This is a genomic window from Nocardia sp. CC213A (assembly GCF_030766805.1).
GTDB lineage: Bacteria > Actinomycetota > Actinomycetes > Mycobacteriales > Mycobacteriaceae > Nocardia > Nocardia otitidiscaviarum.
The window spans coordinates 36,729-60,047 of sequence record NZ_JASFXA010000010.1 but is presented as its reverse complement, the minus strand read 5'-3'; the positions used below and the strand labels follow the sequence as shown (position 1 = coordinate 60,047).

20 protein-coding genes, 1 tRNA gene and 2 pseudogenes are annotated in these 23,319 nt (G+C 65.7%); 12 read left to right on the top strand and 11 right to left on the bottom strand.

Annotated features, from left to right (window positions below; all coding sequences use genetic code 11):
• Positions 1–504: 504 nt before the first annotated feature.
• Positions 505–2,295, bottom strand: coding sequence for a bifunctional DNA primase/polymerase (locus tag QJS31_RS19555; protein ID WP_306357336.1), 1,791 nt, complete (start codon positions 2,293–2,295; stop codon positions 505–507).
• Positions 2,296–2,299: 4 nt separating this feature from the next.
• The gene (locus QJS31_RS19550; RefSeq protein ID WP_306357448.1) at positions 2,300–4,114 is read right to left on the bottom strand and encodes a recombinase family protein; all 1,815 of its coding nucleotides are present in this window, start codon (positions 4,112–4,114) and stop codon (positions 2,300–2,302) included.
• Positions 4,115–4,164: 50 nt separating this feature from the next.
• On the opposite strand from QJS31_RS19550, the pseudogene QJS31_RS19545 reads away from it, so the two are divergent.
• From QJS31_RS19545 to QJS31_RS19535, 3 genes and pseudogenes are all read left to right on the top strand, one after another.
• Positions 4,165–4,299, top strand: a pseudogene (locus QJS31_RS19545) (DUF4244 domain-containing protein); the annotation flags it as partial.
• Between the two features lie 65 nt (positions 4,300–4,364).
• Positions 4,365–4,682 carry a TadE family type IV pilus minor pilin gene (locus tag QJS31_RS19540; protein ID WP_282784689.1) on the top strand — a complete coding sequence of 106 codons (318 nt, stop codon included), beginning with the start codon at positions 4,365–4,367 and terminating at the stop codon, positions 4,680–4,682.
• Positions 4,679–5,056, top strand: coding sequence for an Rv3654c family TadE-like protein (locus QJS31_RS19535; RefSeq protein WP_282784687.1), 378 nt, complete (start codon positions 4,679–4,681; stop codon positions 5,054–5,056). Before QJS31_RS19540 ends, QJS31_RS19535 begins: the two co-directional genes overlap by 4 nt.
• A gap of 414 nt (positions 5,057–5,470) precedes the next feature.
• On the opposite strand, the gene QJS31_RS19530 is transcribed toward QJS31_RS19535, so the two are convergent.
• A complete protein-coding gene (locus QJS31_RS19530) occupies positions 5,471–7,852 on the bottom strand; it encodes a DEAD/DEAH box helicase (protein ID WP_306357335.1) in 2,382 nt (793 codons plus the stop codon).
• Positions 7,853–8,287: 435 nt separating this feature from the next.
• On the opposite strand from QJS31_RS19530, the gene QJS31_RS19525 reads away from it, so the two are divergent.
• The 5 genes from QJS31_RS19525 to QJS31_RS19505 all read left to right on the top strand — a co-directional run bounded on the left by QJS31_RS19525 (position 8,288) and on the right by QJS31_RS19505 (position 13,681).
• Entirely contained in the window at positions 8,288–8,491 is a 204-nt protein-coding gene (locus QJS31_RS19525; protein WP_029925108.1) for a cold-shock protein, read from the top strand.
• 244 nt (positions 8,492–8,735) lie between these two features.
• On the top strand, positions 8,736–11,672 hold the full coding sequence (gene topA / locus QJS31_RS19520; RefSeq protein WP_372341766.1) for a type I DNA topoisomerase: 2,937 nt from the start codon (positions 8,736–8,738) through the stop codon (positions 11,670–11,672).
• Positions 11,673–11,768: 96 nt separating this feature from the next.
• Complete coding sequence (locus QJS31_RS19515; protein ID WP_143983139.1) at positions 11,769–12,272, top strand: DUF664 domain-containing protein; 504 nt, start codon at positions 11,769–11,771, stop codon at positions 12,270–12,272.
• Positions 12,273–12,330: 58 nt separating this feature from the next.
• A complete protein-coding gene (locus tag QJS31_RS19510; RefSeq protein ID WP_306357334.1) occupies positions 12,331–13,542 on the top strand; it encodes a DNA polymerase III subunit delta' in 1,212 nt (403 codons plus the stop codon).
• Between the two features lie 63 nt (positions 13,543–13,605).
• A tRNA-Thr gene (locus tag QJS31_RS19505) sits at positions 13,606–13,681 on the top strand.
• 79 nt (positions 13,682–13,760) lie between these two features.
• On the opposite strand, the pseudogene QJS31_RS19500 reads toward QJS31_RS19505, so the two are convergent.
• A pseudogene (locus tag QJS31_RS19500) lies at positions 13,761–14,048 on the bottom strand (tyrosine-type recombinase/integrase); the annotation flags it as partial.
• Between the two features lie 113 nt (positions 14,049–14,161).
• Positions 14,162–15,760 (bottom strand): DNA methyltransferase, encoded by a 1,599-nt coding sequence (locus tag QJS31_RS19495; protein ID WP_306357333.1) that lies wholly within the window; start codon positions 15,758–15,760, stop codon positions 14,162–14,164.
• A gap of 104 nt (positions 15,761–15,864) precedes the next feature.
• On the opposite strand from QJS31_RS19495, the gene QJS31_RS19490 reads away from it, so the two are divergent.
• Positions 15,865–16,059 carry a hypothetical protein gene (locus QJS31_RS19490; RefSeq protein ID WP_282779133.1) on the top strand — a complete coding sequence of 65 codons (195 nt, stop codon included), beginning with the start codon at positions 15,865–15,867 and terminating at the stop codon, positions 16,057–16,059.
• Between the two features lie 71 nt (positions 16,060–16,130).
• Complete coding sequence (locus tag QJS31_RS19485) at positions 16,131–16,358, top strand: hypothetical protein (protein ID WP_282779134.1); 228 nt, start codon at positions 16,131–16,133, stop codon at positions 16,356–16,358.
• Here the strand turns inward: QJS31_RS19485 and QJS31_RS19480 are convergent, their stop codons facing one another.
• From QJS31_RS19480 to QJS31_RS19470, 3 genes are all read right to left on the bottom strand, one after another.
• Positions 16,359–16,583: a hypothetical protein gene (locus QJS31_RS19480; protein ID WP_282779135.1), complete on the bottom strand. Its 225-nt coding sequence runs from the start codon at positions 16,581–16,583 to the stop codon at positions 16,359–16,361.
• 230 nt (positions 16,584–16,813) lie between these two features.
• On the bottom strand, positions 16,814–16,969 hold the full coding sequence (locus tag QJS31_RS19475) for a hypothetical protein (protein ID WP_282779137.1): 156 nt from the start codon (positions 16,967–16,969) through the stop codon (positions 16,814–16,816).
• Between the two features lie 642 nt (positions 16,970–17,611).
• Positions 17,612–17,938: a hypothetical protein gene (locus QJS31_RS19470; RefSeq protein ID WP_282779139.1), complete on the bottom strand. Its 327-nt coding sequence runs from the start codon at positions 17,936–17,938 to the stop codon at positions 17,612–17,614.
• Positions 17,939–18,250: 312 nt separating this feature from the next.
• On the opposite strand from QJS31_RS19470, the gene QJS31_RS19465 reads away from it, so the two are divergent.
• Together QJS31_RS19465 and QJS31_RS19460 are read left to right on the top strand one after the other, a co-directional pair.
• Complete coding sequence (locus tag QJS31_RS19465) at positions 18,251–18,559, top strand: hypothetical protein (protein WP_282779141.1); 309 nt, start codon at positions 18,251–18,253, stop codon at positions 18,557–18,559.
• 687 nt (positions 18,560–19,246) lie between these two features.
• The gene (locus tag QJS31_RS19460; RefSeq protein ID WP_282779143.1) at positions 19,247–19,495 is read left to right on the top strand and encodes a hypothetical protein; all 249 of its coding nucleotides are present in this window, start codon (positions 19,247–19,249) and stop codon (positions 19,493–19,495) included.
• A gap of 52 nt (positions 19,496–19,547) precedes the next feature.
• On the opposite strand, the gene QJS31_RS19455 is transcribed toward QJS31_RS19460, so the two are convergent.
• The 3 genes from QJS31_RS19455 to QJS31_RS19445 all read right to left on the bottom strand — a co-directional run bounded on the left by QJS31_RS19455 (position 19,548) and on the right by QJS31_RS19445 (position 23,315).
• Positions 19,548–20,483, bottom strand: coding sequence for a tyrosine-type recombinase/integrase (locus tag QJS31_RS19455; RefSeq protein ID WP_282779145.1), 936 nt, complete (start codon positions 20,481–20,483; stop codon positions 19,548–19,550).
• Positions 20,484–20,820: 337 nt separating this feature from the next.
• Complete coding sequence (locus tag QJS31_RS19450) at positions 20,821–22,836, bottom strand: tetratricopeptide repeat protein (protein ID WP_282779146.1); 2,016 nt, start codon at positions 22,834–22,836, stop codon at positions 20,821–20,823.
• 14 nt (positions 22,837–22,850) lie between these two features.
• Positions 22,851–23,315: a hypothetical protein gene (locus QJS31_RS19445; RefSeq protein WP_282779147.1), complete on the bottom strand. Its 465-nt coding sequence runs from the start codon at positions 23,313–23,315 to the stop codon at positions 22,851–22,853.
• Positions 23,316–23,319 lie beyond the last annotated feature (4 nt).

The window sequence follows — 23,319 nt, the reverse complement described above, 5'->3', positions numbered from 1 at the left end:
GGGGCTTCACCCTTCGATGGGAGGTCTACCCAGTGAGCTGGGATCTCGTACTGACGTTCTTGTGGGTCTTCCCGCTGTCATTCGCCTTGACGCTGCTCACCGTGGGACTGTGCATGGCGGTCGTGGTGAAGGCACACGGCTACCCGCTCCGCAGCCTGCTCGACATGTTCCGACGACAATCCCCCTCCCCCGGGTGTCGGGGGGATATTGGCCCGTATGCCTGAGAGTGGGCCACAAGGGGGTGGGGAGGGGTATACCCCCACCCCTGGGACACGCCGAGATTCGACACACTACAACGGAAACCCACTGCCCGCGTGGTGCGTCCAATCACGCATGGACCAACCTCAATCCGAGATCAGGCTGTACACGTCGTCAGAGCATGAACCTTCACCGGATGAGCTGTACGAGATGTACACCGCACGCGCCCGAGCATGGCGCGAATGGGTATCGCGACGCCCCGGACGCTGGCGATGCTCCGACCTCCGGGACTGGAGATAAAGCCAGTCACCCCAGCTCGTTCGGCAGCCCGAGCTGACGCAGTAGAAGCTGTTCATCCTCCCAGCGTCGGCGCTCCTCGGCCTGCTGCTGTTCGTGCTCTCGCCGAAGCTCCGCAACCTCATCATCGGTCAACGCAGGGGGCTCCACGGGTTCGGGTGGAGCCTGAGCCTCGATACGAGTCCCGTCCGGACGCTCCCACCACTGCTCACCGGTCAACCGGTCCCATCGAGGCCGAATCTTCTGCCACTGCCGGTACTCATCCCACCGCTGTTCTTCGTTCCGGTACTGGTCCTCGCGGTAAGCACAGACCTCAGCGCCACCAAGCTCCAGCGCTAACCGGTCGGCCAACTCAGCAACGTTGTCCGCTGGTACATACCGACCATCAATCTTCGCCAGCAGGTAGACCTCAGTTAGACGGTCCAACGTTCTCTTGATCGAGTCCTGACGAGATCCAACGTGATCGGCCAGCGCTCGGGCTGTCGTGAGCCCAGCGCACACCAGATCCAACAACTGACCATGACGACCATCCAACCCAAGCCCTCCCTCCGGGGTCTTGGGTGAACTCCACACCGGGTGAAGGGGATCTACCCCTTCACCACTAGAACCATCTTCATTATTTGATAGATAGTTATTCTCCCTTACTAGTAATGGAGAAAGTATGTGGGTGGTGTCGTCCGCCCGCAGGAACGGGCGGCGCATGGTGAACTCACCCTGCTTCACGGTTTCCACCCGCCCAGCGGCCTGGAGCCGCTTCAACGACGCTTCTACCGTCTCCCTGGTCACCCCAGCACGAACCGCGAGTTTCCGCGTACTCAGCGGCGTCTCCATCCTGCCGAAGTCAAGGCAGGCATCCACCAGAGCGAGGAACACTCTCCGATCGGAAGCCCCTGACTTCCCCGGCCACGCAGCCAACCGCGCACGGGTCCGCATTATCGACAGTTCTTCGGCCGCCAACGGTCCCAGATACGTCCATCCGATTGGCCCGTCTCCCGCTCGCCGGATCGCTGACCTTACTGCGGATCGCACCCACGAGCTATCAACGCCGCCGGAATACTCGTACGCCTCCGTCAGCTCATGCTCCGGGTCCTCTCCAAGCAGGTCACACAACCGCGCCACCGGCAACGCGTACCGGGTGAACACGCGGTTCCGCTGTCCATCGCCAGCCGCAACGATCTGGGCCAACAGTGCATCCAACCGTTGACGAGCTTCGCCCGGCTGCATCTCGGGCATGTCCAAGTCGTCAACCTCGACCACGGTCCGTCCCTCGACCGCCGCCAACAGCTCAGGCGTAGCCGGATTCACAGAGACATCCCGCACCACCGTGTAGGTCCGCATCACACCATCGGACCCACGAGCCCGTGAGCCCGGCAGCATCGCGAACGCCGCAACCTCGATCATCGGAGCGCCTTCAGCGTTGCTCACCAAGGCTCTGCCGCTACCGATCTTGAACCCATCCGGCAGCGTATAGACCAACTGTGCCCCGAGCCGCCCGTCCTCACCGGGCGAGACGGTCTGAATCGTCCGAGTCACGGTGCTACCCGGAAACCGCTCGGCCATCAGATCCAGCGAGCCACCGTGTTTCGCGTCGATATCCACCACCAGCAGGCCACCTGTACCGTTCCGTACGGCAGCATTGCCGGTCAGCTCATCCCGCCGCATCCGGGAGTCCTCAGCCGTCCAATCACCCGCGCCCTTGCGAAGCTTCTTCTGCCCCCGCTGGCACGGGACCACAACACAACCACGGTCCAGGTAGAAATCCAGGTGAGCGGTCGTACCGCTCGCCGCTTGCTCTGTCACAGCGCTAATCCCAGTCCTCATCAAAGTCGCCCGGCCCGTCTAGGAAGTCTGCCGCAACCTCCTGCCGGGCCAGTTCCCGGCGCTCCTGCGCTGCTTCCAGAAGCTCATCCGAGGTCAACACCCATACGCCGTCGAGCGGCTGCACCCACACGAACCCGTCCACCGGAGTGGGCATCTCGCCGGGGCCACCTGCTACAACCGCCTGGACACCGTTTTGCCTCAGCGTGTCCATCCCCCTGGCGACCAACGCGGCGGTCGGACCGGACTTCAACCCGGCCAACATACTGTTCAGGCTCCCCAGTTCGATACTGAAATCCTGCTCAGTACCGCGCTTGAACGACGCCTTCACACCCATCGAACGGAGATAGACGTTCTTCTCAACCGGGCTCTGACGCTCCCACCAGTCCGAGAACAGCTCGCCAGTGCCCCGGAGCACCCAGCCCGCTGGCCTCGACTTGATCGCCGCCAGTTCCTCACGTCGAACGCTCAACGCAGAGATCCGGCTATCCACTTTCGCTCGGGCAGGCGTGCCCTTGGAGAACGCGCCTGACGCGATCACCTCGGCCAAATCCACCAACTGTGCGTCAATCGTCTCCAACTCGGCCGCATGGTCTTCTCCTGCGTCCCATTCCCGCTCTTGCCGTTCAGAGTCCCCCAGCAGCGCCAGAACAGCCCCCTCAACCGCCTTGTCCGCGTCTTCGCTCGTCACGGTCAGATTCCCGCAGCGATCCTTGTACTGAGCCGAAGCACACCGGTACCGGTCCGCTCGTCCCTTACCACCTTTCAACCGGTACGCGGGACGGCCGCAGACTCCGCAGTAGATCACCCGCAGCAGCAAGCCGTTAGACCGCATCGTTGGCTCCTTGCGGTTCTCCCGGCTCTTCAGCTCCACCTGAAGCCGGTCAAACTCCGCACGAGACAGGATCGGCTCCGCCCTCACTACCGGGCTGCCGTCCTCGGTGCGAACCACGGTTTCCGGTCCGAACACCTTCTTGCCCTTCGCATCCCGCTCAGGCTGCCCGTTCTCGTCTACCACGGGCTCACGAGTCACTACCTGCCCAAGCAACGTCGGAGACGACAAGGAACGCTTCAGCGGGCCGGAGTGCCACTCGTAGCCCTTTACCTCGCGCTCCTGGATCTGTGCGAACCGATCCTTCGGGGTCAGAACCTTCCGCTTAGTCAGGTCATGCGCTATCTGCCGCAACGGTGCCCCGGCCATCACCCGCTCAACAACCTCACGGATCACCTTCACCTGCGCTGGATCTTGGACAAGTCGCCAGTTTCCATGCTCGTCCTTCTCCGGCGCGTACCCCCACGGCGGTACGCCGCCACGCCACTTGCCAGCAGAGAAGTTGTGCCGGAACGCATTCGAGTTCCGCTCCCTGATCGCGTCCAACTCCAGCTCCGCCACCGTGGCAATCAGTGACACGATCGCTTGGCCGAACTTGGAAGACAGGTCAAAGTCCTTCTCACTGGCGGAGACCAGCACAATCTTGTTGGCCTTCGCCCACTCCAGCACCCGCCACAGGTGCGGAACACTGCGAACGAGCCGATCCAGGCGAGAGAACACGATCACATCGAACGGGACCGGTACCCGGTTCTCGGGACCTGGGACAGCGCTGGGATCAAAGTCACGAGCGAGCCAGCGCCCAAGCTCGGGACGGTCGAACGGGGACGTTGTACCCGCTGAAACGTCCAGGTCTTCGGCCACCCCGACTACTTCGTATCGGCGATCGGTGCGAGCACAGAACTCCATGCACGTCGCCAATTGACGCTCTGGGCTCGTGCTCTCATCGGTCAGTCTGGACAAGCGGACCACTATCAGCGCCCGTAGCGGCGCTACCTGCGAACTCACGGAGGTAAAAATAGACTACGGAGTACGCCATCGGAACGATCGCCGCGGCCGCGTTCGGGGCCGTGCTCTACGCGGTGGTCACCGGCGACAGCATCGTCAACGCGCTCACCCGGGTCATCGACAAGGCGTTGAAGACCTCGGTCGGTTGACGAGATCGCGGGCGTCCTCGGGGGTTTCGCGTCCGAATCCCCGCGGATGCCGCGCCGACGCCGGGATGGCGACGATCGAAGCGGCGCTCGCGCTGGCGACGATCCTGCTGGGCATGGCGCTGTGCATCGGTGCGCTGCTGGCCGCCTCGGCCCAGGTGCGCTGTGTGGACGCCGCGCGCGAGGCGGCCCGCCTCACCGCCCGGGGTGCGGGGTCCGAGGCCGTCCCGACCGCCCGGCGCGTGGCCCCGCCGGGAGCCGACATCACCGTGCGCGTGGACGCGGACCTGATCGTCGCGACGGTGACCACCCACCTGCCGCTGCTACCCGGCCTCGAACTGCGCGCCACGGCGGTGGCTGTCAGCGAGCCGGGAGTTCGGTCATGAGCGAGGTATCGCCCGCCCGACTTCGGGCCGATGCGGGCTCGGCCACGGTCACCGCCGCCTGGGCATTGGCTGCGCTGCTGACCGTGACGCTGCTGCTCGCGCAGCTCGGTGTGGCCGTGGTGGCGCGACATCAGGCCCAATCGGCGGCGGACCTGGCCGCACTGGCCGCGGCGGGCGGGCTGGACCGTGGCACGGACGCGGGCTGTGCCGAGGCGAACCGAGTCGGGCAGCGCATGGGGGTACGGATTCGGGGGTGTGTGGTCGCGGGCTGGGATGTGACGGTCACCGTGGAGTCGGGGATAACCCTCGGCCCGCTGGGTACGCGGGTGGTGCGGGCCTCGGCTCGTGCGGGTCCGGTCGTGGACCCGGGTTAGCTCGGCGACCGCCCGGCGGTCGCAATACCGGGAGGTTGGTCTACAAATACCGAACGGTTGGTGATGGAAAATTGATGATCACCATCACATCCGGCGCTGTTGTGCGCGACACAAGCTCATGATCAATCTCTAATTCCGGTCCGGCCGTGCCGTTCATTAATGCTGGAAATGATCAGAACGCATTACATGCGCAAACCGCGATTCGAATAAATGCACAGGTGAATACCCGTCTACATTCGAGACCGAGAGCAACGGGTCAGTTAACAGGATCGCATCCCTTTTTATTCACATGTGGGCTGCGCTGTGCATGACTCGCGGCGAACCGTCCGGATCGTCCGCCCCGGCCCCGACTCGCCGCCACGACACGCCGAGGCGCGCAGGTGGCGAAACGATCTCACCCCGACGACGGCCGTGTCACGATTCGGCGTGACCGTCGTCACCATCGCGCAGCTGTGCCAGCACCGCCGCCAACAGCCGCTCGGCCCCCGCCTTGTCCAGCGGGTTGTTGCCGTTTCCGCACTTCGGAGACTGAACGCAAGACGGGCATCCGCTCGCGCATCCGCAGGACCGGATGACCTCCAGCGTCGCCGTCAGCCAGTACCGCAGCCGCGCGAACCCGCGCTCGGCGAAGCCCGCCCCACCCGGGTGACCGTCGTAGACGAAGACCGTCGGCAGTCCGGTATCGGGATGCTCCGCGGTCGACACGCCGCCGATATCCCACCTGTCGCACGTCGCGACCAGCGGCAGCATGCCGATCGCCGCATGTTCGGCGGCATGCAGCGCCCCCGCGACACGCCCGGCGTCGATCCCAGCGCGTTCCAGTAGTTCCGGGGTGACCGTGTAGAGCACCGCCCGTGTCGGCAGCGGCTGCGCGGGCATGTCCAGCGGCACCATGTCGAGCACCTCGCCGCTGGGCAGCCGCCGCAGATAGCCCACCACCTGCCGGGTGACCAGCACGCGTGCCAGCGCGGCCGTCACCGAACCGTGAATCCGCTGGTCGTCGACCGCTTCGACCTCGACGGTCGTGACCGCGCGGGCACTGGTGGTCCAACTCGGCGTCTCGGCGTGCACCAGTGCCACCCCGCCGTCGAGATCCAGTTCGTCCACCACGTAGCTCTCGCCCTGGTGCAGGTGAACGGCCCCTTCGTGCAGGGTGGCGGGGGCGCGCCCGGCATCGGTGGTGCCGAGCAGCCGCCCGCTCTCCCCGTCCACGACCGCCACCGTGGTGCCGATACCGCCCCGGACGTCGACCGCGTCGTGCGGATGCGCGTCGGCGGTCACGAACCAGCGTGCGCCGCCGTCGCGCGCCGCCCGGGCGCGCCGCCGGATCAGCCCCTGTTCGGCCAGGTCGGACAGCAGTTCCCAGGCGTCGAAGGCGTGGACTTCCGCATCGCTGAGCGGCTGTTCCATGGCCGCGCACAGCAGATGCGGCCCGAGTACGTAGGGATTGTGCGGGTCGGTGATGGTGGCCTCGATGGGCTTGCCCAGCAGCGCCTCGGGATTGTGGACCAGATACGTGTCGAGGGGGTCGTCCCGGGCGATGAGCAGCACCAATGCCCCCTGTGTGCGTCGTCCCGCCCGCCCGGCCTGCTGCCAGAAGGAGGCCACCGTGCCCGGATAGCCGGTGACCACCACGGCGTCCAGCCCGGCGATGTCGACGCCCAGTTCCAGGGCATTGGTGGTCGCCACGCCGAGTAGCGAGCCGTCGGAGAGGGCGGCCTCCAGTGCCCGCCGGTCCTCGGCCAGGTATCCGGCCCGATAGGCGGCGACACGCGAGGTGAGCTGGGGATCGACCTCCGAGAGCAGGTGCCGGGCGTCCATGGCGACCAGTTCCGCGGACCGCCGCGACCGCACGAAGGCGAGCGTGCTCGCCCCCTCGGCCACGAGTTCGGCCATCACCCGCGCCGCCTCCGCACCCGCCGAGCGGCGCACCGCGGCCCCGTTCTCCCCGGTCACGCCCTCGAGCAGCGGTGGCTCCCACAGCGCCACGGTGCGGGCGCCCTGCGGCGAGCCGTCCGCGGTGACCGCCGTGCACGGTGCGCCGATCAGCCGCTCCGCCGTCGCGGCCGGCTCCGCGGCGGTGGCCGAGCACAGGATGAAGACCGGATCGGACCCGTACCGCTGGGCGAGTCGCCGCAGCCGCCGCAGCACCAGCGCCACGTGGGAACCGAATACGCCCCGGTAGGTGTGGCATTCATCGATCACCACGTACCGCAGATTGCGCAGCAGCCGGGCCCAGCGCTGATGTCCGCGCAGGATGCCGACGTGCAGCATGTCGGGATTGGTGAAGACCCAGCGGCTGTGCGCCCGCACCCACTGTCGGATCTCGCTCGGCGTGTCGCCGTCGTAGGAGGCGGGGTGGATGTGACGGAGCGGACCGTCGGTCAACTCGGTGGCACAGCGCAGTTGATCGGCTCCGAGAGCCTTGGTGGGGGACAGGTACAGGGCCGTCGCCTTGGGGTCCGCGTGCAGCGCGGTCAGGACGGGCAGCTGGTATCCGACCGACTTGCCGGAGGCGGTGCCGGTGCTGACGACCACGTTTCGACCGGAAAAGGCCAGCTCGGCGGTATCGGCCTGATGGGTCCACGGCGTGTCGACACCGGACGCCTGTAGCGCTTCGACCACGTCCGGCGATGACCATTGCGGCCATTCCGTGACCTGTGCCGCACGGGACGGTAGCTCGCTGATATGGGTGAGTCTGTCGTCACCGTTTTCGAAGCCGATCAGGACACGATTCAGCAACGATCTACCGTAGCTCGTACTGTCGATGTGCACTGCTCGAGCTGCCGGTTTCATCGGACATGCCCCGCGACACGCGGGCGGGGTGCGAACGGTGTGTACGTCTGTGGGTCTACCTGCCATTTCACTACAGAGTAGCGACCCGCGTCACAGCCCGTTTGCCGGATGCTCGCTCGGTTATCACGAAGCAAACCTACTTCAAGTACGGATTTGGGCATTATGCCCCTCACCTGCGCATTCGCAAGATCAACTTTTTTGCAAATTGTGGGTAACTCCGCTGTCGAATTCACCGAAGACATGGTTCACTGGTTCCTGGTCGCAAGCTTCTGTGTTCGAGGGACGGATCCAAAGTCCAAACCATCAGCAGGATCGATGTTGCGAACGGTGTGCTTGGTGCTTTCCTGCAGGGGGAACAAGAGTACAGCGCTCGGAACGGACCCGGTGGACGAACCTCGTTGTCCGCCGTTCCGGTATGGAAAGAGAAGGAACAGAATGGCACAGGGAACTGTGAAGTGGTTCAACGCGGAGAAGGGGTTCGGCTTCATCGCGCCCGAGGACGGGTCCGCTGACGTCTTCGTCCACTACTCCGAGATCCAGGGTTCGGGCTTCCGCACCCTCGAGGAGAACCAGAAGGTCGAGTTCGAGGTCGGCCAGGGCACCAAGGGCCCGCAGGCCACTGGTGTTCGCGCGCTCTGATCTGAGCGGGCCTACCCAACAGGTATCCGTCCCCCACCGCCACCCGGCGGTGGGGGACGACCCATATCCGGACCCATTACACTCGATCACAACCCGGGGCCACATCGCCGCTGCGCCCGAGACGCAGCGCTTCAACACGGTATAAACGTTGCTGGCAGCGATATATGTAGTCGCAGCCGCTTGCCCCAGCCGCGTATCGCGCGCACCAGCGCCACGCGGATCGACAGGAAAGGTGTGTTCGCCGGTGGCAACACGAGACCGCGGTGCAGCGCCGAACTCCAACGCAGCGCCCGACCGGGGGCGCCCCCTGCGTCGTCTCGTGATCGTCGAGTCGCCGACGAAGGCCCGCAAGATCGCCCCCTACCTCGGCCGCAACTATGTCGTGGAGGCGTCGGTCGGTCACATTCGAGACCTGCCGCGCGGCGCGGCGGATGTGCCCGCCAAATACAAAGGACAGGACTGGGCGCGCCTGGGCGTCGACGTCAACAACGACTTCGAGCCCATCTATGTGATCAGCCCGGATAAGAAGGCCAAGGTCAGCGAGCTCAAGAGCCTGCTCGCCGACGCCGACGAGCTCTACCTCGCCACCGACCCCGACCGCGAGGGCGAGGCCATCGCGTGGCATCTGCTGGAAACCCTCAAGCCGAAGGTTCCGGTCCGGCGCATGGTGTTCCACGAGATCACCGAGCCCGCCATCCGCGCGGCCGCCGCCGACACCCGGGATCTGGACCAGGATCTGGTCGACGCGCAGGAGACGCGGCGCATCCTGGACCGCCTCTACGGCTACGAGGTCAGCCCCGTGCTGTGGAAGAAGGTCATGCCGAAGCTGTCGGCGGGCCGGGTGCAGTCGGTGGCGACCCGCGTGATCGTGCAGCGCGAGCGGGAGCGCATGGCGTTCCGCTCCGCGGAGTACTGGGATATCGCGGCCAAACTGGACGCCGGCGGCGAGAGCGAGACCGGGAATCCCCGGGTATTCGGTGCGCGGTTGGTGAATGTGGACGGAGCGCGGGTGGCGTCCGGCCGCGACTTCGGCCCGGACGGTCTGCTCAAGACCGCCTCCGGGGTAATCGTGCTCGATGCCGATCACGCGCGTCGCCTGGCGGAGGGGTTGCAGGGGGTGGACCTGGCGGTCACCTCCGTCGAGTCCAAGCCCTACACGCGCAAGCCCTACGCGCCGTTCATGACCTCGACCCTGCAGCAGGAGGCGGCGCGCAAGCTGCGCTTCGGCTCCGAGCGCACCATGCGGGTGGCGCAGCGGCTGTACGAGAACGGTTACATCACCTATATGCGTACCGACTCGACGACCTTGTCGGAGTCGGCGATCACCGCGGCGCGGGCGCAGGCCACGCAGTTGTACGGCGCGGAATTCGTGAGTCCTACTCCGCGCCAGTACAACCGGAAGGTCAAGAACGCGCAGGAGGCGCACGAGGCCATCCGCCCGTCGGGCGACACCTTCGCCACGCCGGGGCAGCTGCATTCGCGGCTCGACAATGACGAATTCCGTTTGTACGAACTGATTTGGCAGCGGACCGTGGCCTCTCAGATGGCGGACGCACGCGGTACCACGCTGACGGTCCGCATCACCGGTGTCGCGAATACCGGTGAGGAATGCGTGTTTTCGGCGTCGGGCCGCACCATCACCTTCCCGGGCTTCCTGAAGGCGTATGTCGAGAGCGTCGACGAGGAGGCGGGCGGTCAGTCCGACGACGCCGAGTCGCGGTTGCCCGCGCTGTCCGAGGGGCAGGGCGTCACGGCCGTGGAGCTCAACCCCGACGGGCACACCACCAATCCGCCACCGCGATTCACCGAAGCCTCGCTGATCAAGGCACTCGAAGAGCTCGGCATCGGTCGCCCGTCGACCTATTCGTCGATCATCAAGACCATTCTCGATCGCGGGTACGTGTACAAGCGCGGCAGTGCTCTGGTGCCGTCCTGGGTGGCGTTCGCGGTGGTCGGCCTGTTGGAGGCGTACTTCGGCCGACTGGTCGACTTCGACTTCACCGCGGCCATGGAGGACGATCTCGACGCCATCGCAGGTGGACGGGAGCAGCGCGGAAACTGGTTGTCCAGCTTCTATTTCGGCGGTGATCACGGCGTCGAGGGTTCGGTCGCGCGCAGCGGCGGGCTCAAGAAGATGGTGGGCGAGCAGCTCGACGACATCGACGCGCGACTCATCAACTCCATCAAGCTGTTCAGCGATGCCGAGGGCCGCGACGTGGTGGTCCGGGTCGGCCGGTACGGGCCGTACCTCGAGCGCATGGTCGTCAATCCCGATGACCCGCAAGGGGATCCGGTCTCGCAGCGGGCCAACCTGCCCGACGAACTGCCGCCGGACGAGCTGACCCCCGAGGTCGCGGAGAAGCTGTTCGCCACTCCGCAGGAGGGTCGCCGCCTCGGCAAGGATCCGGAGACCGGGCACGAAATCGTCGCCAAGGAAGGACGTTTCGGACCGTACGTCACCGAGATCCTTCCTGAACCCGAAGCGGATATCGACACCGGCGGCAAGAAGCCCGCCAAAAAGGCGGCCGCGCCGAAGCCGCGCACCGGGTCGCTGTTCAAGTCGATGGATCTGAGCACGATCACGCTCGACGACGCGCTCAAGCTGCTGTCGCTGCCCCGGGTGGTGGGCGTCGATCCGGCCTCCGGCGAGGAGATCACCGCGCAGAACGGGCGCTACGGGCCATACCTGAAGAAGGGCACGGATTCACGGTCGCTGGCGGGTGAGGAGCAGATCTTCACCGTGACGCTGGAGGAGGCGCTGAAGATCTACGCCGAGCCCAAGCGGCGCGGCGGGCAGGCGGCGAGCGCGGCGCCGCTGCGTGAGCTCGGTGTCGATCCGGCGTCGCAGAAGCCCATGGTGATCAAGGACGGTCGGTTCGGACCGTATGTCACCGACGGCGAGACCAATGCCAGCCTGCGCAAGGGCGACGAGGTCGAGTCCATCACCGATGAGCGCGCCTCCGAACTGCTCGCGGATCGGCGGGCGCGCGGGCCGGTGAAGAAGGCCGCGAAGAAGACGGCCAAGAAGGCCGCGGCGAAGAAGACCACCGCCAAGAAGACCACCGCGAAGAAGGCCGCGGCCACGACGGGCGAGGGTGCGGCGGCCAAGAAGACGGCCGCGAAGAAGACCGCCGCCAAGAAGGCTCCGGCGAAGAAGGCGGCGGCTGCCACGAAGTCGTGACCGGTCCGTCCCGACCCCTCGTTTCGGGGGTTCTCGCTGTCGGTTCGTTCCCGTAGCGTGTGAGCACGCCGAAGCGCACCACCGGAAGGACTCTCGATGACCGTCGACCGCGAGCGTGAAGACCTCATCGCCAATCTCGCCGAGCAGCGGCGGCTGTTCGGCATCACCCTGCGCGGTATCGACGACGACCAGGCGCGGCAGCGCACCACGGTCAGCGAGCTCACCCTGGGCGGCCTGCTACATCACCTCGTCGACACCGAACGACATTGGGTCACGGTCGCCGTCGAGCGCGACGAGAACGCGAAATTCGATCTGTCCGACATGGATTCGCGGTACCGGCTGGGGCCGGACGAGACGGTGGCCGGGCTGCTCGCCGAATGGGATGTGGTCGCCCAGCGCACCGAGAAGCTGATTCGCGAGGTGGACAGCTTCGACACCCCGATCCCGATTCCGACCGCGCCCTGGGCGCCGGAGCGGGAGTACTGGCCGGTGCGCAATATCCTGTTCAACATCTTCCGCGAGATCGCCCAGCACAGCGGGCACGCCGACATCATCCGTGAGGCGCTGGACGGGGCGAATACGACGTATCAGCGGGTCTGACCGCCGTCTGCCGCGATGACGGCGAAGGCTGTCGGCACCAGCCGCTAGGGTGTACGACGTGGCGGGTGTCTTCGATCGACTGGTGGGCCAGGATGCGGTCGAGTCCGAGCTGACGGCCGCGGCCGTGGCAGCACGGAACGGGACCGGATCGTCCTCGGCCATGACGCACTCCTGGTTGTTCACCGGGCCCCCCGGTTCGGGCCGGTCGGTGGCGGCCCTGGCGTTCGCGGCCGCCCTGCAATGCACCGATCCGGAGCGTCCCGGCTGCGGGAGGTGCCATGCCTGCACCACGACCATGGCCGGAACCCACGGTGACGTGCGGCGCGTGGTGCCGGAGGGTTTGAGTATCGGCACCAAGGAGATGCGCGCGATCGTGCAGGTCGCCTCGCGGCGGCCGAGTACCGGGCGCTGGCAGGTCGTGGTGGTGGAGGACGCCGACCGCCTGACCGAGGCCGCCGGAAACGTCCTGCTCAAGGTGGTGGAAGAGCCGCCGGAGCGGACCGTCTTCCTGCTCTGCGCGCCCTCGGTGGATCCGGAGGACATCTCGGTGACGCTGCGTTCGCGCTGCCGCCACGTGCATCTGGTCACCCCGTCGGTGGACGCCATCGCCCGGGTCCTGGTGGAACGCGACGGGCTCGATGCCAAGACGGCCGGCTGGGCGGCGTCCATCAGCGGCGGTCACGTGGGCCGGGCACGTCGGCTGGCGACCGACGACGACGCGCGCAGCCGACGCAAACGGGCACTGGCGCTGGTCGGCGCGACCGCGCGACCCGGTGCCGCCTACGCGGCGGCCGATGCCCTGGTGAAGTCCGCCGACGAGGAAGCCAAGCAGGTCAGCGCCGAACGCGACGGCAAGGAACGCGAGGAACTGGCCACCGCCATGGGCGCGGGCGGCACCGGCAAGGGCACCGCCTCGGCCACCCGGGGTTCCGCCGGAGCCCTCAAAGACCTCGAACGCCGCCAGAAGTCCCGCGCCACCCGCACCGGCCGCGACGCCCTCGACCGCGCCCTCATCGACGTCGCCGGTCTCTACCGCGACGCCCTCGCCGTCCGCCTGCGCGCCACCACCCCCGACGCCCAAGGCGTCGCCCTCACCCACCCCGACATGTCCGACCAGATCCGCGAACTGGCCTCCGACGTCCGCCCCGAGGGCCTACTCCGCTCCATCCAAGCCGTCCTCGAATGCCGCGAAGCCCTCGACACCAACGTCAAACCCCGCTTCGCCGTCGCCGCCATGGTCGCCACCCTCATAGCCGCCCGCACCACCTAGCCCCCGACCACCGGTTTTCGCGATCCAGCCGCGAGACGATAGACTCGCACCGCCGAAAGGCACGCCGCCTTAGCTCAGTCGGTAGAGCGCTTCACTCGTAATGAAAAGGTCGGGGGTTCGATTCCCCCAGGCGGCTCCAGAACAGCAGGTGGCGAGTAGGTTTCTCTCGCCACCTGCTGGCGTTTCGGGGTTCGAATCCCACCTATATCCCAACAAAGTCACTCGACGTGCACCGCCTTGTGCAGTGCTTCGGCTGCTGCGGGGTGCACTCGGCCGCGGGCCATGTATCGGCGCTGAGTCATCGACGGGTCGGCATGACCGAGGACATCGGCGGTGACTCGCGCGGACAGGCCGGCGTCATCGAGGATGGTGGCGACCGCACCGCGGAAGCTGTGCGCGGTGATGTCGTCCGGGATCCCGAGCGCGTCGCGTACCCGCTGCCATTGGTGCTGGACATTGTTCGGGTCGCGCAGCGTCCAGTTCTCCGAGGGGAACACCAGGTCGTACTCGGGGGGGTTTGGCGGGCGGATGCGCCTTCTTCCGCAGCCACAAGGGCTGAACGTATCGAACCGCCGTCCTACAGTAATGACAAAGGTCGGCGGTTCGTGTCGAAGCCCGGTCAGGCGGCGGTGTCGAAGCGTTCGATGTCCTCGCCGGTGACGGCTTCGACTAGGGCACAGCCCAGGACTTCGGAGACCGGTGGGGTGACAGCGTTGCCGTAACCGCGGGCTTGGGTGCGTTTGTCGCCGAGGGCTTGGAACTCGTCGGGGAAGGCCATGCCGGCCCGGATTTCGCAGCATTCGAGCATCCGGAAGGTGCACTCGTCGACCAGGGCGTTGACTTCGTCGATGCCGAGCAGGCCGAAGCGGTCGCGGGTGGTGAGAGTGCCCATCGGTTCGGTAATCGGGTGGGCGCGGCCGGTGCGGTAGTAGGGCACCAACAGATGCCGCACGGCTTGAGCGGCGTCGGTATCGGGGTGTTGCACCAGGCCGTGGTGGAAGCCGGACGCGGCGAAGGTCGCCAACGGCTGGGCGACACCGCGCGCGGACTTCTTGGAGCCTCCACCGCGCAGTTCGGCGATGAACGGGGGTACTGCGACGGCAAGTTCGCGGCGGGTGGTCTGGGTCGGTAGCGGTGCCGAGGCGGGGCGGGCTTGGCCGCTTCCGGCGCGGCCAGTGGTCGATAGCACCAGTGGCGGCATCACCAGAGCGTCGGTTTCGCGGGTGGTGCGGGTGGGCATTGGGTGGTCGATATCGACCGCAGCGGTGCGCCAGGTCCCGCCGACGGGCTGCAGGAAGGGTCGGTGGGCGTAGCGGGATAGGCCGATGCGGATGCGTTCGATGGTGTTGTCCTCCAGGGGTTTGGCACGGTTACCGATCTTGTCCCCGGGAGGGAGTGTCCAGTCGATGGCGGTGGCGGCCGGGGCGGTGAACGGGTCGACCACGCTGTTGCGGCAGCGGATGGACGGGCAGCGGTACACGTACTGGCCGTGGCGGCCGTAGCGGCCCATGTCCTTGCGGGGGTCTTTGAACACCTGCACCGCGTCGACGGTTTGCTCGCAGGTCGGGCACCAGGCGTGCGGGCGCAGCCACTTGTCCCAATCGGGCTGGCGTACCAGGGATTTGAGCCAGTAGGCGACGTAGAGGCGGTCGCGGGACTGCGGGGCGCGGCGGCACCGGCGCGGCATGACGTGCATGGAGTTGAACGCGATCACCTTGGTCTCGTAGCCGGGGCCGATGTCCTGGATCTCGCGCAGCCAGCGGTTCCAGTCGTCCCAGCGGCGGCACTGGATGACGTTTTCCATCACCCCGGCCAGCACCGGCCAGTTTCGCGCGGCCATGGCCCGCAGGTACCGGGGGATCTGCTCCACCAGCGCCCGTGAGCGCGCTGCGGCGGGATCTTCCACCGTGCCCAGCTCCTCGTCGAACATGGTCAGCTGGTTGGAGCGGTCGAAGTAGCGTTTGACCCCTTTGGCGTCGGTCCATTCCGGGCACGCCGGCGAGGCCCAGAACAGCTCGGTCGGCGGCAGCTTCTCCAGCTCCAGCCCCTCCACGTCCCCCGGCGGCAGATGCTCGGCATCGGGGAAGTTCAGCTCGTGTACCGCCACGGCGACCGGATTGTGGTTGGCCGCGATCCGCAGCGAGATCCCGGGAACCTGCTCCCAGCCCAGCGAGTCCCCGCCCCATCCGGCGCAGAAGACCGTCGATTCGAGTGTCACAACACCCTCCAATGTGAACAAAGTTCGCGAATGAAGTTCACGCTACGGAGGGGGTGGGATCATGTCAACTTTGTTCGCGAACATTGTTGGGTAGGGTGATGGGCATGACCGACGACACCGGCCACGGACCCGCGCTGCGCGCCAAACGCGAGGCTTACGACACCGCCCGCGCTGAGCTGCTTGCCGAGATCAAAGCCGCCCTTGACGACGGTGAAGGCCCCAGCGCCATCGCCCGCGACACCAAATTCACCCGCGAGTACATCGCCAAGATCCGCGACGGCAAAGGACCCCGCTCCTGACCAGGGTCCAGGCAGTAATCGTGCGACCGGTGGATTCTCGCGGTCCGGAGCGCGCTCCATAGAGTGAGGTCGTGGCAGGGGAGCGGCTGACCTATTTGCGGGCGGAGCTGGCGCGCATCGGCGAGCAGATCGAGGCCGCCCTCGCGACCGACCCGGACGCCGACACCACGGACCTCGAAGACGAGGCCGGGGTCGTCCAGGACGAGATCGACGCCATCCTCGAAATCATGAGTGCCGAAGCTCAGCAGCAGATTCGGGCTCGCTCATCCAGGACACCGCCGTCGGAGCGGCTGTTCTGATCAGTTGAGTTGAGCGCGGGCCTCATGCAGGTAATGGGCGCGCCACCACTGGTCTTCCAGGTCGTTGCCGGGCATCCCGCTTTTGCGGGCTTCAGCGGCTACCTCGCGGATCTCGCGGGTCAGCTCGTGGTGGGTCTTGCCGTGGTGAGGGTTGGTGTGGAAGTAGGTACTCAGCCAGTTGCGCGGAGTCGCGACGACGCCTTCGGCATCCAGGTATCCGTGCATGTGTCCTCGTCCTTCGGCGGCGGCGGAACAGGCCGCCTGATCACGGTAGACCGGCAGTCGGGCACTGTGCGGGTGCGGTGGATTCCGCCTGCCCCGTTTGTCAGCAGACGCGTAAGTGCGGTCGAGTCGAACGGATGCCGCCGTGGCTAGGAGACTGATCGTTCGCGCCAGGGATGGTTCATCGGGCCAGCCCCTTTCGGTGCTCCCGCTACGGCGGCTTGGTGTTCGGGTCAGTCCACGATGATGAGCCTTTCGATCTCGTCACCGTCCTTGAACAGGACCTTCTTGCCTTCTTGGTCTGCCTGAAAGACGGTGTTGCCGTAGGCCACCAGCCGTCGGACCGCCTCGGTGACGGTCACCCCCTTCGCCTTCGCGAAGTCGCGCAAGATCGTGGCCGTAGCGTGGTTCACGTTGATACTCAGACGCGGCTGCGGCTCAGGGCCCGCATCGCCCTGCTGCTGAGTGGAATCGTGGTCAGCTAGCGGACCCTTCGCCCGCTTCGACTTTGGGGGAGTCATACTCCGTTCCTTCCATTCGGTTGCGTTTCAGGACCGATCGCGCAGGTCGACGCCGTGCTCGGATGCCTGATGATCGGACTCCATAGTTACTTTCGTACAATTAACTGTTGCAAAATATCAGAGAAATTTGCATCAACATTGCGATCTTCTTACTGATGGAAACGGTCAGGGGTGCGGTGATATGCCCGATCGGCGGTGTGTAGGTTGGGTGTGTGGTGCAGCACAACCCCTCCCTGTCCTGGGGATTTCAGAGCGACGACAGGCCGTCGGAGTCTCCGACACATCTGATCACGCCGTATTACGAGTCGAGCCTCCCCGATCTGGCGGTTCTTGGGGCGGGGGCCGTGTTGGGCTTCGTCGCGGCAGCCGTGATCCTGGCTGTGCGGTCCGAGCTGGCGCGCAGGTTCCCCGCGGGCGCGCTCGGGACACGGCGGTAGACCGGCGTCCGAACTCCAGGAACGGACGTCGGTCTGCGTCGCTGTCATTACCTGCACAGGATCGCGGCGATCGCTACTGTGCGACGATCACCTGGTCCGTCCTGCCTTCTGCGTGTAGCAGTACCTTCCTGCCGGCTTTGTGTGCCTGATAGACGATGTCGCCATAGGCGATGAGTCGTCGGACGGCCTCGGTGAGGGTTACCCCCTCGGCGTCCATGAGATCGCGTAGACAGCGAGCCGTAGCGCTGTTCACGTAGGTGCTCAACCGGGCCTGCGGGGACTCCTCCTGCGCCTCGGCCTCGGGTTCGGATTCAAAGTCTGGGACCGCGACTAGACCCCGCTGCGGCGGGTCGCCTCCCTCGGGAGTGCGCGCTCCCTGCTGACGCCAGAGTTCAAGCATGATGATCGTCCCTTCGTCCCGAACCGATGTCGCGCGACGAGTGGAGGTTGTTCGACCAACCCCTGGCGTTTCCGTGCTTTCGCAGGACGCACACCCCGCGACCACCCTTCGGGGATCCTCTCGTTTGGATAGGTGCCTACGATTATCGCATACTTTGATCGGTTCCTGAGTAATATCTGAGTGTGAAAACCAATCAAACTACATTCAAAAATGCTTAAGAGCACAGTAAGATGTGAGGGAAACTCAGGTCTAGCCCTGATGTTGCTGGCGTCGCTACCGCGCCAGCCCGATCCAGCTGGGAAGGGATAAGCAGTGAGTGATCAGCCTGAACTGCCCTCAGGTGACGATGCGGAGAGGCCGCCACCTGAGGGCGACGACCACCTAGTCTCCTTCGACCGGGCCAAGGAGACTCCCACCCATGTGGTGGTGCCCTACAGGGAGCGTCGACTGGGGTACACCGCGGCCATCGTGATCATCGTCGGAGTGTTCTCGACGATGCTGGGGATCGCGATCGTCGCACCGGAGTTGCTCGAGCCGTGGATCGTGGGAGGAGTGCTCATCCCGCCCGCGACCGGCGCCGCGGGCATCCTGGCCTACTACAGCACGCGCCCCAGTCGCTGAAGGCCAACCAAGCTGGCCAAATTCCTCCCGACCGTGGTTGTGCCGCAACACCCTTGACGATCAGCCCCGACTCCCCGGTGGCGGCGCAGCCCAGGCAGGCTCAGCACGAAGCCTCCCTGTCCGCCGAAGGCGGTGACCCTGGACGCTATGGAATCTCTGTGGCGGAGGTCAGCGGTTGATCAGTATTGCGCGCCGGCGGCAGCGGACGATACGCGGTGACGGTGGACGATACGCGGTGACAGTGGACGATACGCGGTGACAGTGGAAGAGGTGCGCGGATAGATGGGGAACCCTCCGGGAGGAAGTAGCCCCTACGGCAGCGGGAAGGAGGGAAAGTTCACCGTCATGAGCGGTCTAGGGGCCGTGGTCGGCGCGGTGGCAACCATTATCGGAGTCGTCCTTGGCATGACGGCTCAGTGTTCGCGATCTTCTTCTCTCCCCTCGCCGTCCACCAGCGCCTCAATGTCGACGACCACGATGCCCAGATCGATCAGCACCTACCCAACGACATTGGTGACCGTCAGGTCCACACCCGCGAGCAGCAGTCTCCGTGTCACGCCGACAACTTCGGAGCCAGCGCCACCGGAGATACTTTCAATCGCCATCGAGACCGAGAAACGATGCTGTGTAGGCGAACGAGTCGGCCCGGACCTGTTTCAATCGAGATCATCCAATCCAGGAGTAGACATGTCCCTCCGGTGGCGCGCCCGCGGCACCGACGGGGATCTCCAGTCGTCGAACTGCACCGTGATCATCACCATCACCGGCCCCGACGGATACGACGAGCAGCGCCGCAGCGCCGAATGCACAGGACGGCCGGGCTCGGTGCGACTGTTCCCGAAGGCGCTGGGTACCTACACCATCTCAGTCTCGATCGTGCCCCCTAGCGGTGGTCCGCCAATGCTCGCCGACAAGACCTTCGAACTCGTCGGTTGAGGTTTCCTCCTGACGTACACGCCCTTCGTTGTCACTGATCGGTACGTCGAGTTCAGTGCGGTCCGCGTTGTCGACGCGCGGTGCGGATCTCGTTGTCGGCGACCTTGTCCGCGAGCAGGGTGTAGATGAGGGTGGTTTCGGTGGAGGCGTGGCCGAGGCGGCGGCGTACCACCTCGATGCTGACGCCGGAGTTGATGAGTTCGGTGGCGTGGGAGTGGCGCAGCTGGTGGATGCCGATCTCGGCTCCGGCTGTGGTGCAGTACTTCTGCCAGCGGTGGTGGGCGGCGGAGTAGGACAGTGGGCCGCCGCGGCCGTTGATGGAGGCGCGGAACATCGGCCCGGCGGTGTAGCTCGCGCGCTTGAGGTACAGGCGCACGAGGGCGACGTAGCCGCGGTCGTCCAGGAGGACCGAGCGGACCTTGCCGCCCTTGCCGTGGATGCGGACGTGTTCGTCGTCGAGGGTCAGGTCGAAGTCCTCGACATAGAGCCCGCACACCTCGTCGGCGCGGGCCCCGCACACGTAGACGGTTTCGAACAGCACCCGATCGCGCAGCACATCCAGGGGGATCTCCTTGTGCGGGCGGCGTGAGCAGATCGCGTCGAGCACCCGCACGACCTCGGTGCGGGCGGCGGGGCGGGGCAGGGTCTTGGGCACGGTGATGGTGTCGACGCGGTCCATGGGGTTGGCGTCCAGGAGGTCGTGGCGGACCGCCCACCCGCAGAACGCGGCCACCGAGGCGCGTTTGCGTTTGCGGGTGGCCGGGGCCTGGTCGGCGATCTCGGCCAGGAACGTGCGCACCGCCGCGACCCCGACCGCGGTGATATCGCCGTCGACGTGGTCGGCGAAGGCCAGCAGATCCCCGCGGTAGGCGCGGATGGTGTTGGCCGGCCGGTTCGCATTGCCCAGATCCCGCAGGAAGTCCTCGATGTGCACCGCCAGCGGAACTCCATCGGCGTCCTCGTTCGCGTCGAGTTCGTGTGCGCTCACAGCCACCATCCTCGAAGTTGCCCGATAACCAGGAACCGAACGCTCGCGGGCGGTCCGGTGCCGCGCAGGTCGATCACGCCCACTCTAGCCGATATTGCCCGATAACCTTGGTTATCTGGCAACAAGCTGAACGACCGAGCGTCGGCTCGCGAGTAGTCGGAGCTCAACTTTCGACGAGGAAAGAACTACAAATCTCGCAAAGTGCTCTGCCGGGACAGATTCGAAGCGCCATGCGCTGATCACCCGAAGCACACCTATCCCTGGGCCCGTTGAGGGAGTTCCGGTAGAACTCCCTCAACCTGCGGTCGTCGCTGCGGGCTGCGTCGATACCAGCAGATCAAGATCTGCCACCGAAAGGCCACATCCGACGTCTCTGTCGGCGATCGACAAACAGAGCATCGAGCCTGCTCGCCGCGTCCTGGTGGCCAGCCTCGGCGGCGCGGCGGAACCAGGTCTTCGCTTGGAGGGTCTCGCCGCGTTCCGCGAGCAGGACACCGACGCGGTAACTCGCGTCCGGATGTCGGCTGTGCGGGTAGGGGTAATAGTTGCCCGTAGCCTTGCGGAGCCACGACTCAGCCTCAGCAAGTTTGCCTCGCTCAGTGAGCAGGACACCGAGGCGGTACCGGGCGTCGTTATGACCGTCAGCCGCAGCTTTGCGGAGCCACGACTCAGCCTCAGCGAGCTCACCACGCTCAGTGAGCAGGACACCGTGATCGAATTTGACGGTACGCAAGTGATACTTCGCGCCGTGGTGACCGGAGTCGGCCGCCGTGCGGAGCCAGGACTCTGCCTTTTCGATCTCGCCACGGTTGGCGAGCACGACACCGAGACGGTACATCGCGTCACAGCGGTACCAAATGTGACGGTCGAGCCGCGTGGCCGCCCCGTAATAGCTCGGCGCGAGCGTGCTGAAGACGTCCCCAGAGATCCCAAAAGGGAAAGGACTCGCAAAGGGGGAAGGATCCACAACGGGGGGAGGATAGGCATCGTCAGCCGTGCTGAACAAGGATTCGGCTTTAGCGGTCTCGCCGCGCTCTGCAAGCGAGATGCCGAGGTCGTACATCTTTCTGGCCAGCTCAAATTTCGCGTCAGGGTGGCCCGCGGCGGCGGCCTTGCGGAGCCAGGACTCCGCCTCGGCTGCCTGGCCATGCTTGGCGAACTGGATTCCGACGGAGTACATCGAGTCACGGTCACCGACCTCGGCGGCCTTGTGCAGCCAGGACTCCCCTTCAGCGATCTCGCTACGGTCGGCGAGCGAGACACCGAGGTGGTACATCGCCTTCGAGTGGCCGGCGTCGGCTGCCTGGCGTAGCCATGTCTCTGCTTCAGCGATCTCGCCACGGTCGCCGAGCATGTCAACAAGGCGGTACATCGCATCCATGTGGCCGACGGCGGCAGCGCCGCGGAAACAGGACTCCGCGTCGATCAAATGATCAGTGCCGATCACCATCCTGTTCGTGGTGATCTCGATGCCGAGGCGGTATATCAGGTCGGCATGACCGGCGGCGGACTGGCGGTAGGCCCAGTTCGGGTCTTCCCGGGGCCTCTGACTTGTATTGAAAGAGAGACTATCTCGCTGCCGTTCGGTGAGTTTCGGTCCACCGCCGAGGAGCTCGCCCAATCCATAGTTGTCGAAATGCATACTGGGGTATCTGCCTTTGGCAGCGATCTGCTCGTCGGGATCCTCACCGGTGGACATCAGGCCGATGATCAGGGCCTGCTCGAACAGCAGACGAATGTCGCGCCGCAGTTCCCTCTCACCACGCAGGTGGTCTAGCTTCTCCGAACGCAGCGTCGCCACGACCACGGTGCGGCCGGGCCGAGCGGTCAGCTGCGCCAGCACCCCCGGAGTGAGCGGATCGGGGGCGTTTACGTATTCGTGCAGATCATCGAGCCACACCACGAGCGGGTCTGTGGTGTCGGTGAGTCGCGGATGATTTGCCAATTCGCGCAAATGGTTCTGGGTCGGCACCAGCACCCGCGCCGACCGACCGTAGTTGCGGACGGCTTCGAACAGCGTGCGGGTTTTGCCCACCTTCGGCGGCCCGACCACCAACACCATCTCGGACCCGGACAGCGCGGTCCCCAACCGGGAATCGACCCGGTTGGCGGTCCGCGCCACATACGGGTCGGACCGTCCGTGATCATGAACATTGCCAACTACCGACGCGGTCGTTCCTAAAACGTACGGGTTCACCTCCGAGTTCAGGGGTAGATCGTCGCTTCCGAACAGCGTGACGAGTTCGCGCACCGGCCGTGGCGTTTTGGCCGGCGAGTGGTTGAAGAAGAAGTCGCCACCAACACGGTTACCAGTGAAGGTGTTGACAAGAACGCCCGGCGGATCCGAACGCACGGTGGTGCCGGGAGTCAGGACCGCGCGTTCCGGGGGTCCGGCGGCTCCGAAATCCCTGCCTGCACACCGTGGATCCGCACGTCACCCCCGATCGTGCCGTCCTCCACTCGCACACCATCACCAGTGGATCTCACGTCCGCCACCTCCAGCGCGGCGGCCACAAGATTCTTCACATCCACACCGACCACCACCCGCGGAGCATGTTGTTGCACCGCTTCCAGCACCGCGACGGCAGCCTCAGCCAACTCTGAATCACCCCCGACACCAGCATCTTCGAGATCCTCGGCCAACGATTCCCGTTTGGCTGCCGAGTTCGGTTTGCGTTCCACCGCGGTCACGTCCACGTCGCGGTACTTGCCCGAGAGCAGATTCTTCAACCCGGTATACGCGTCCTTCACAGCCTGGGATGCGGTCTCTGATACTCCCGCCACCGCACCCGCCGCGATCGCCGAAACCACTACTGCCGTCACAGGATCCATTTCA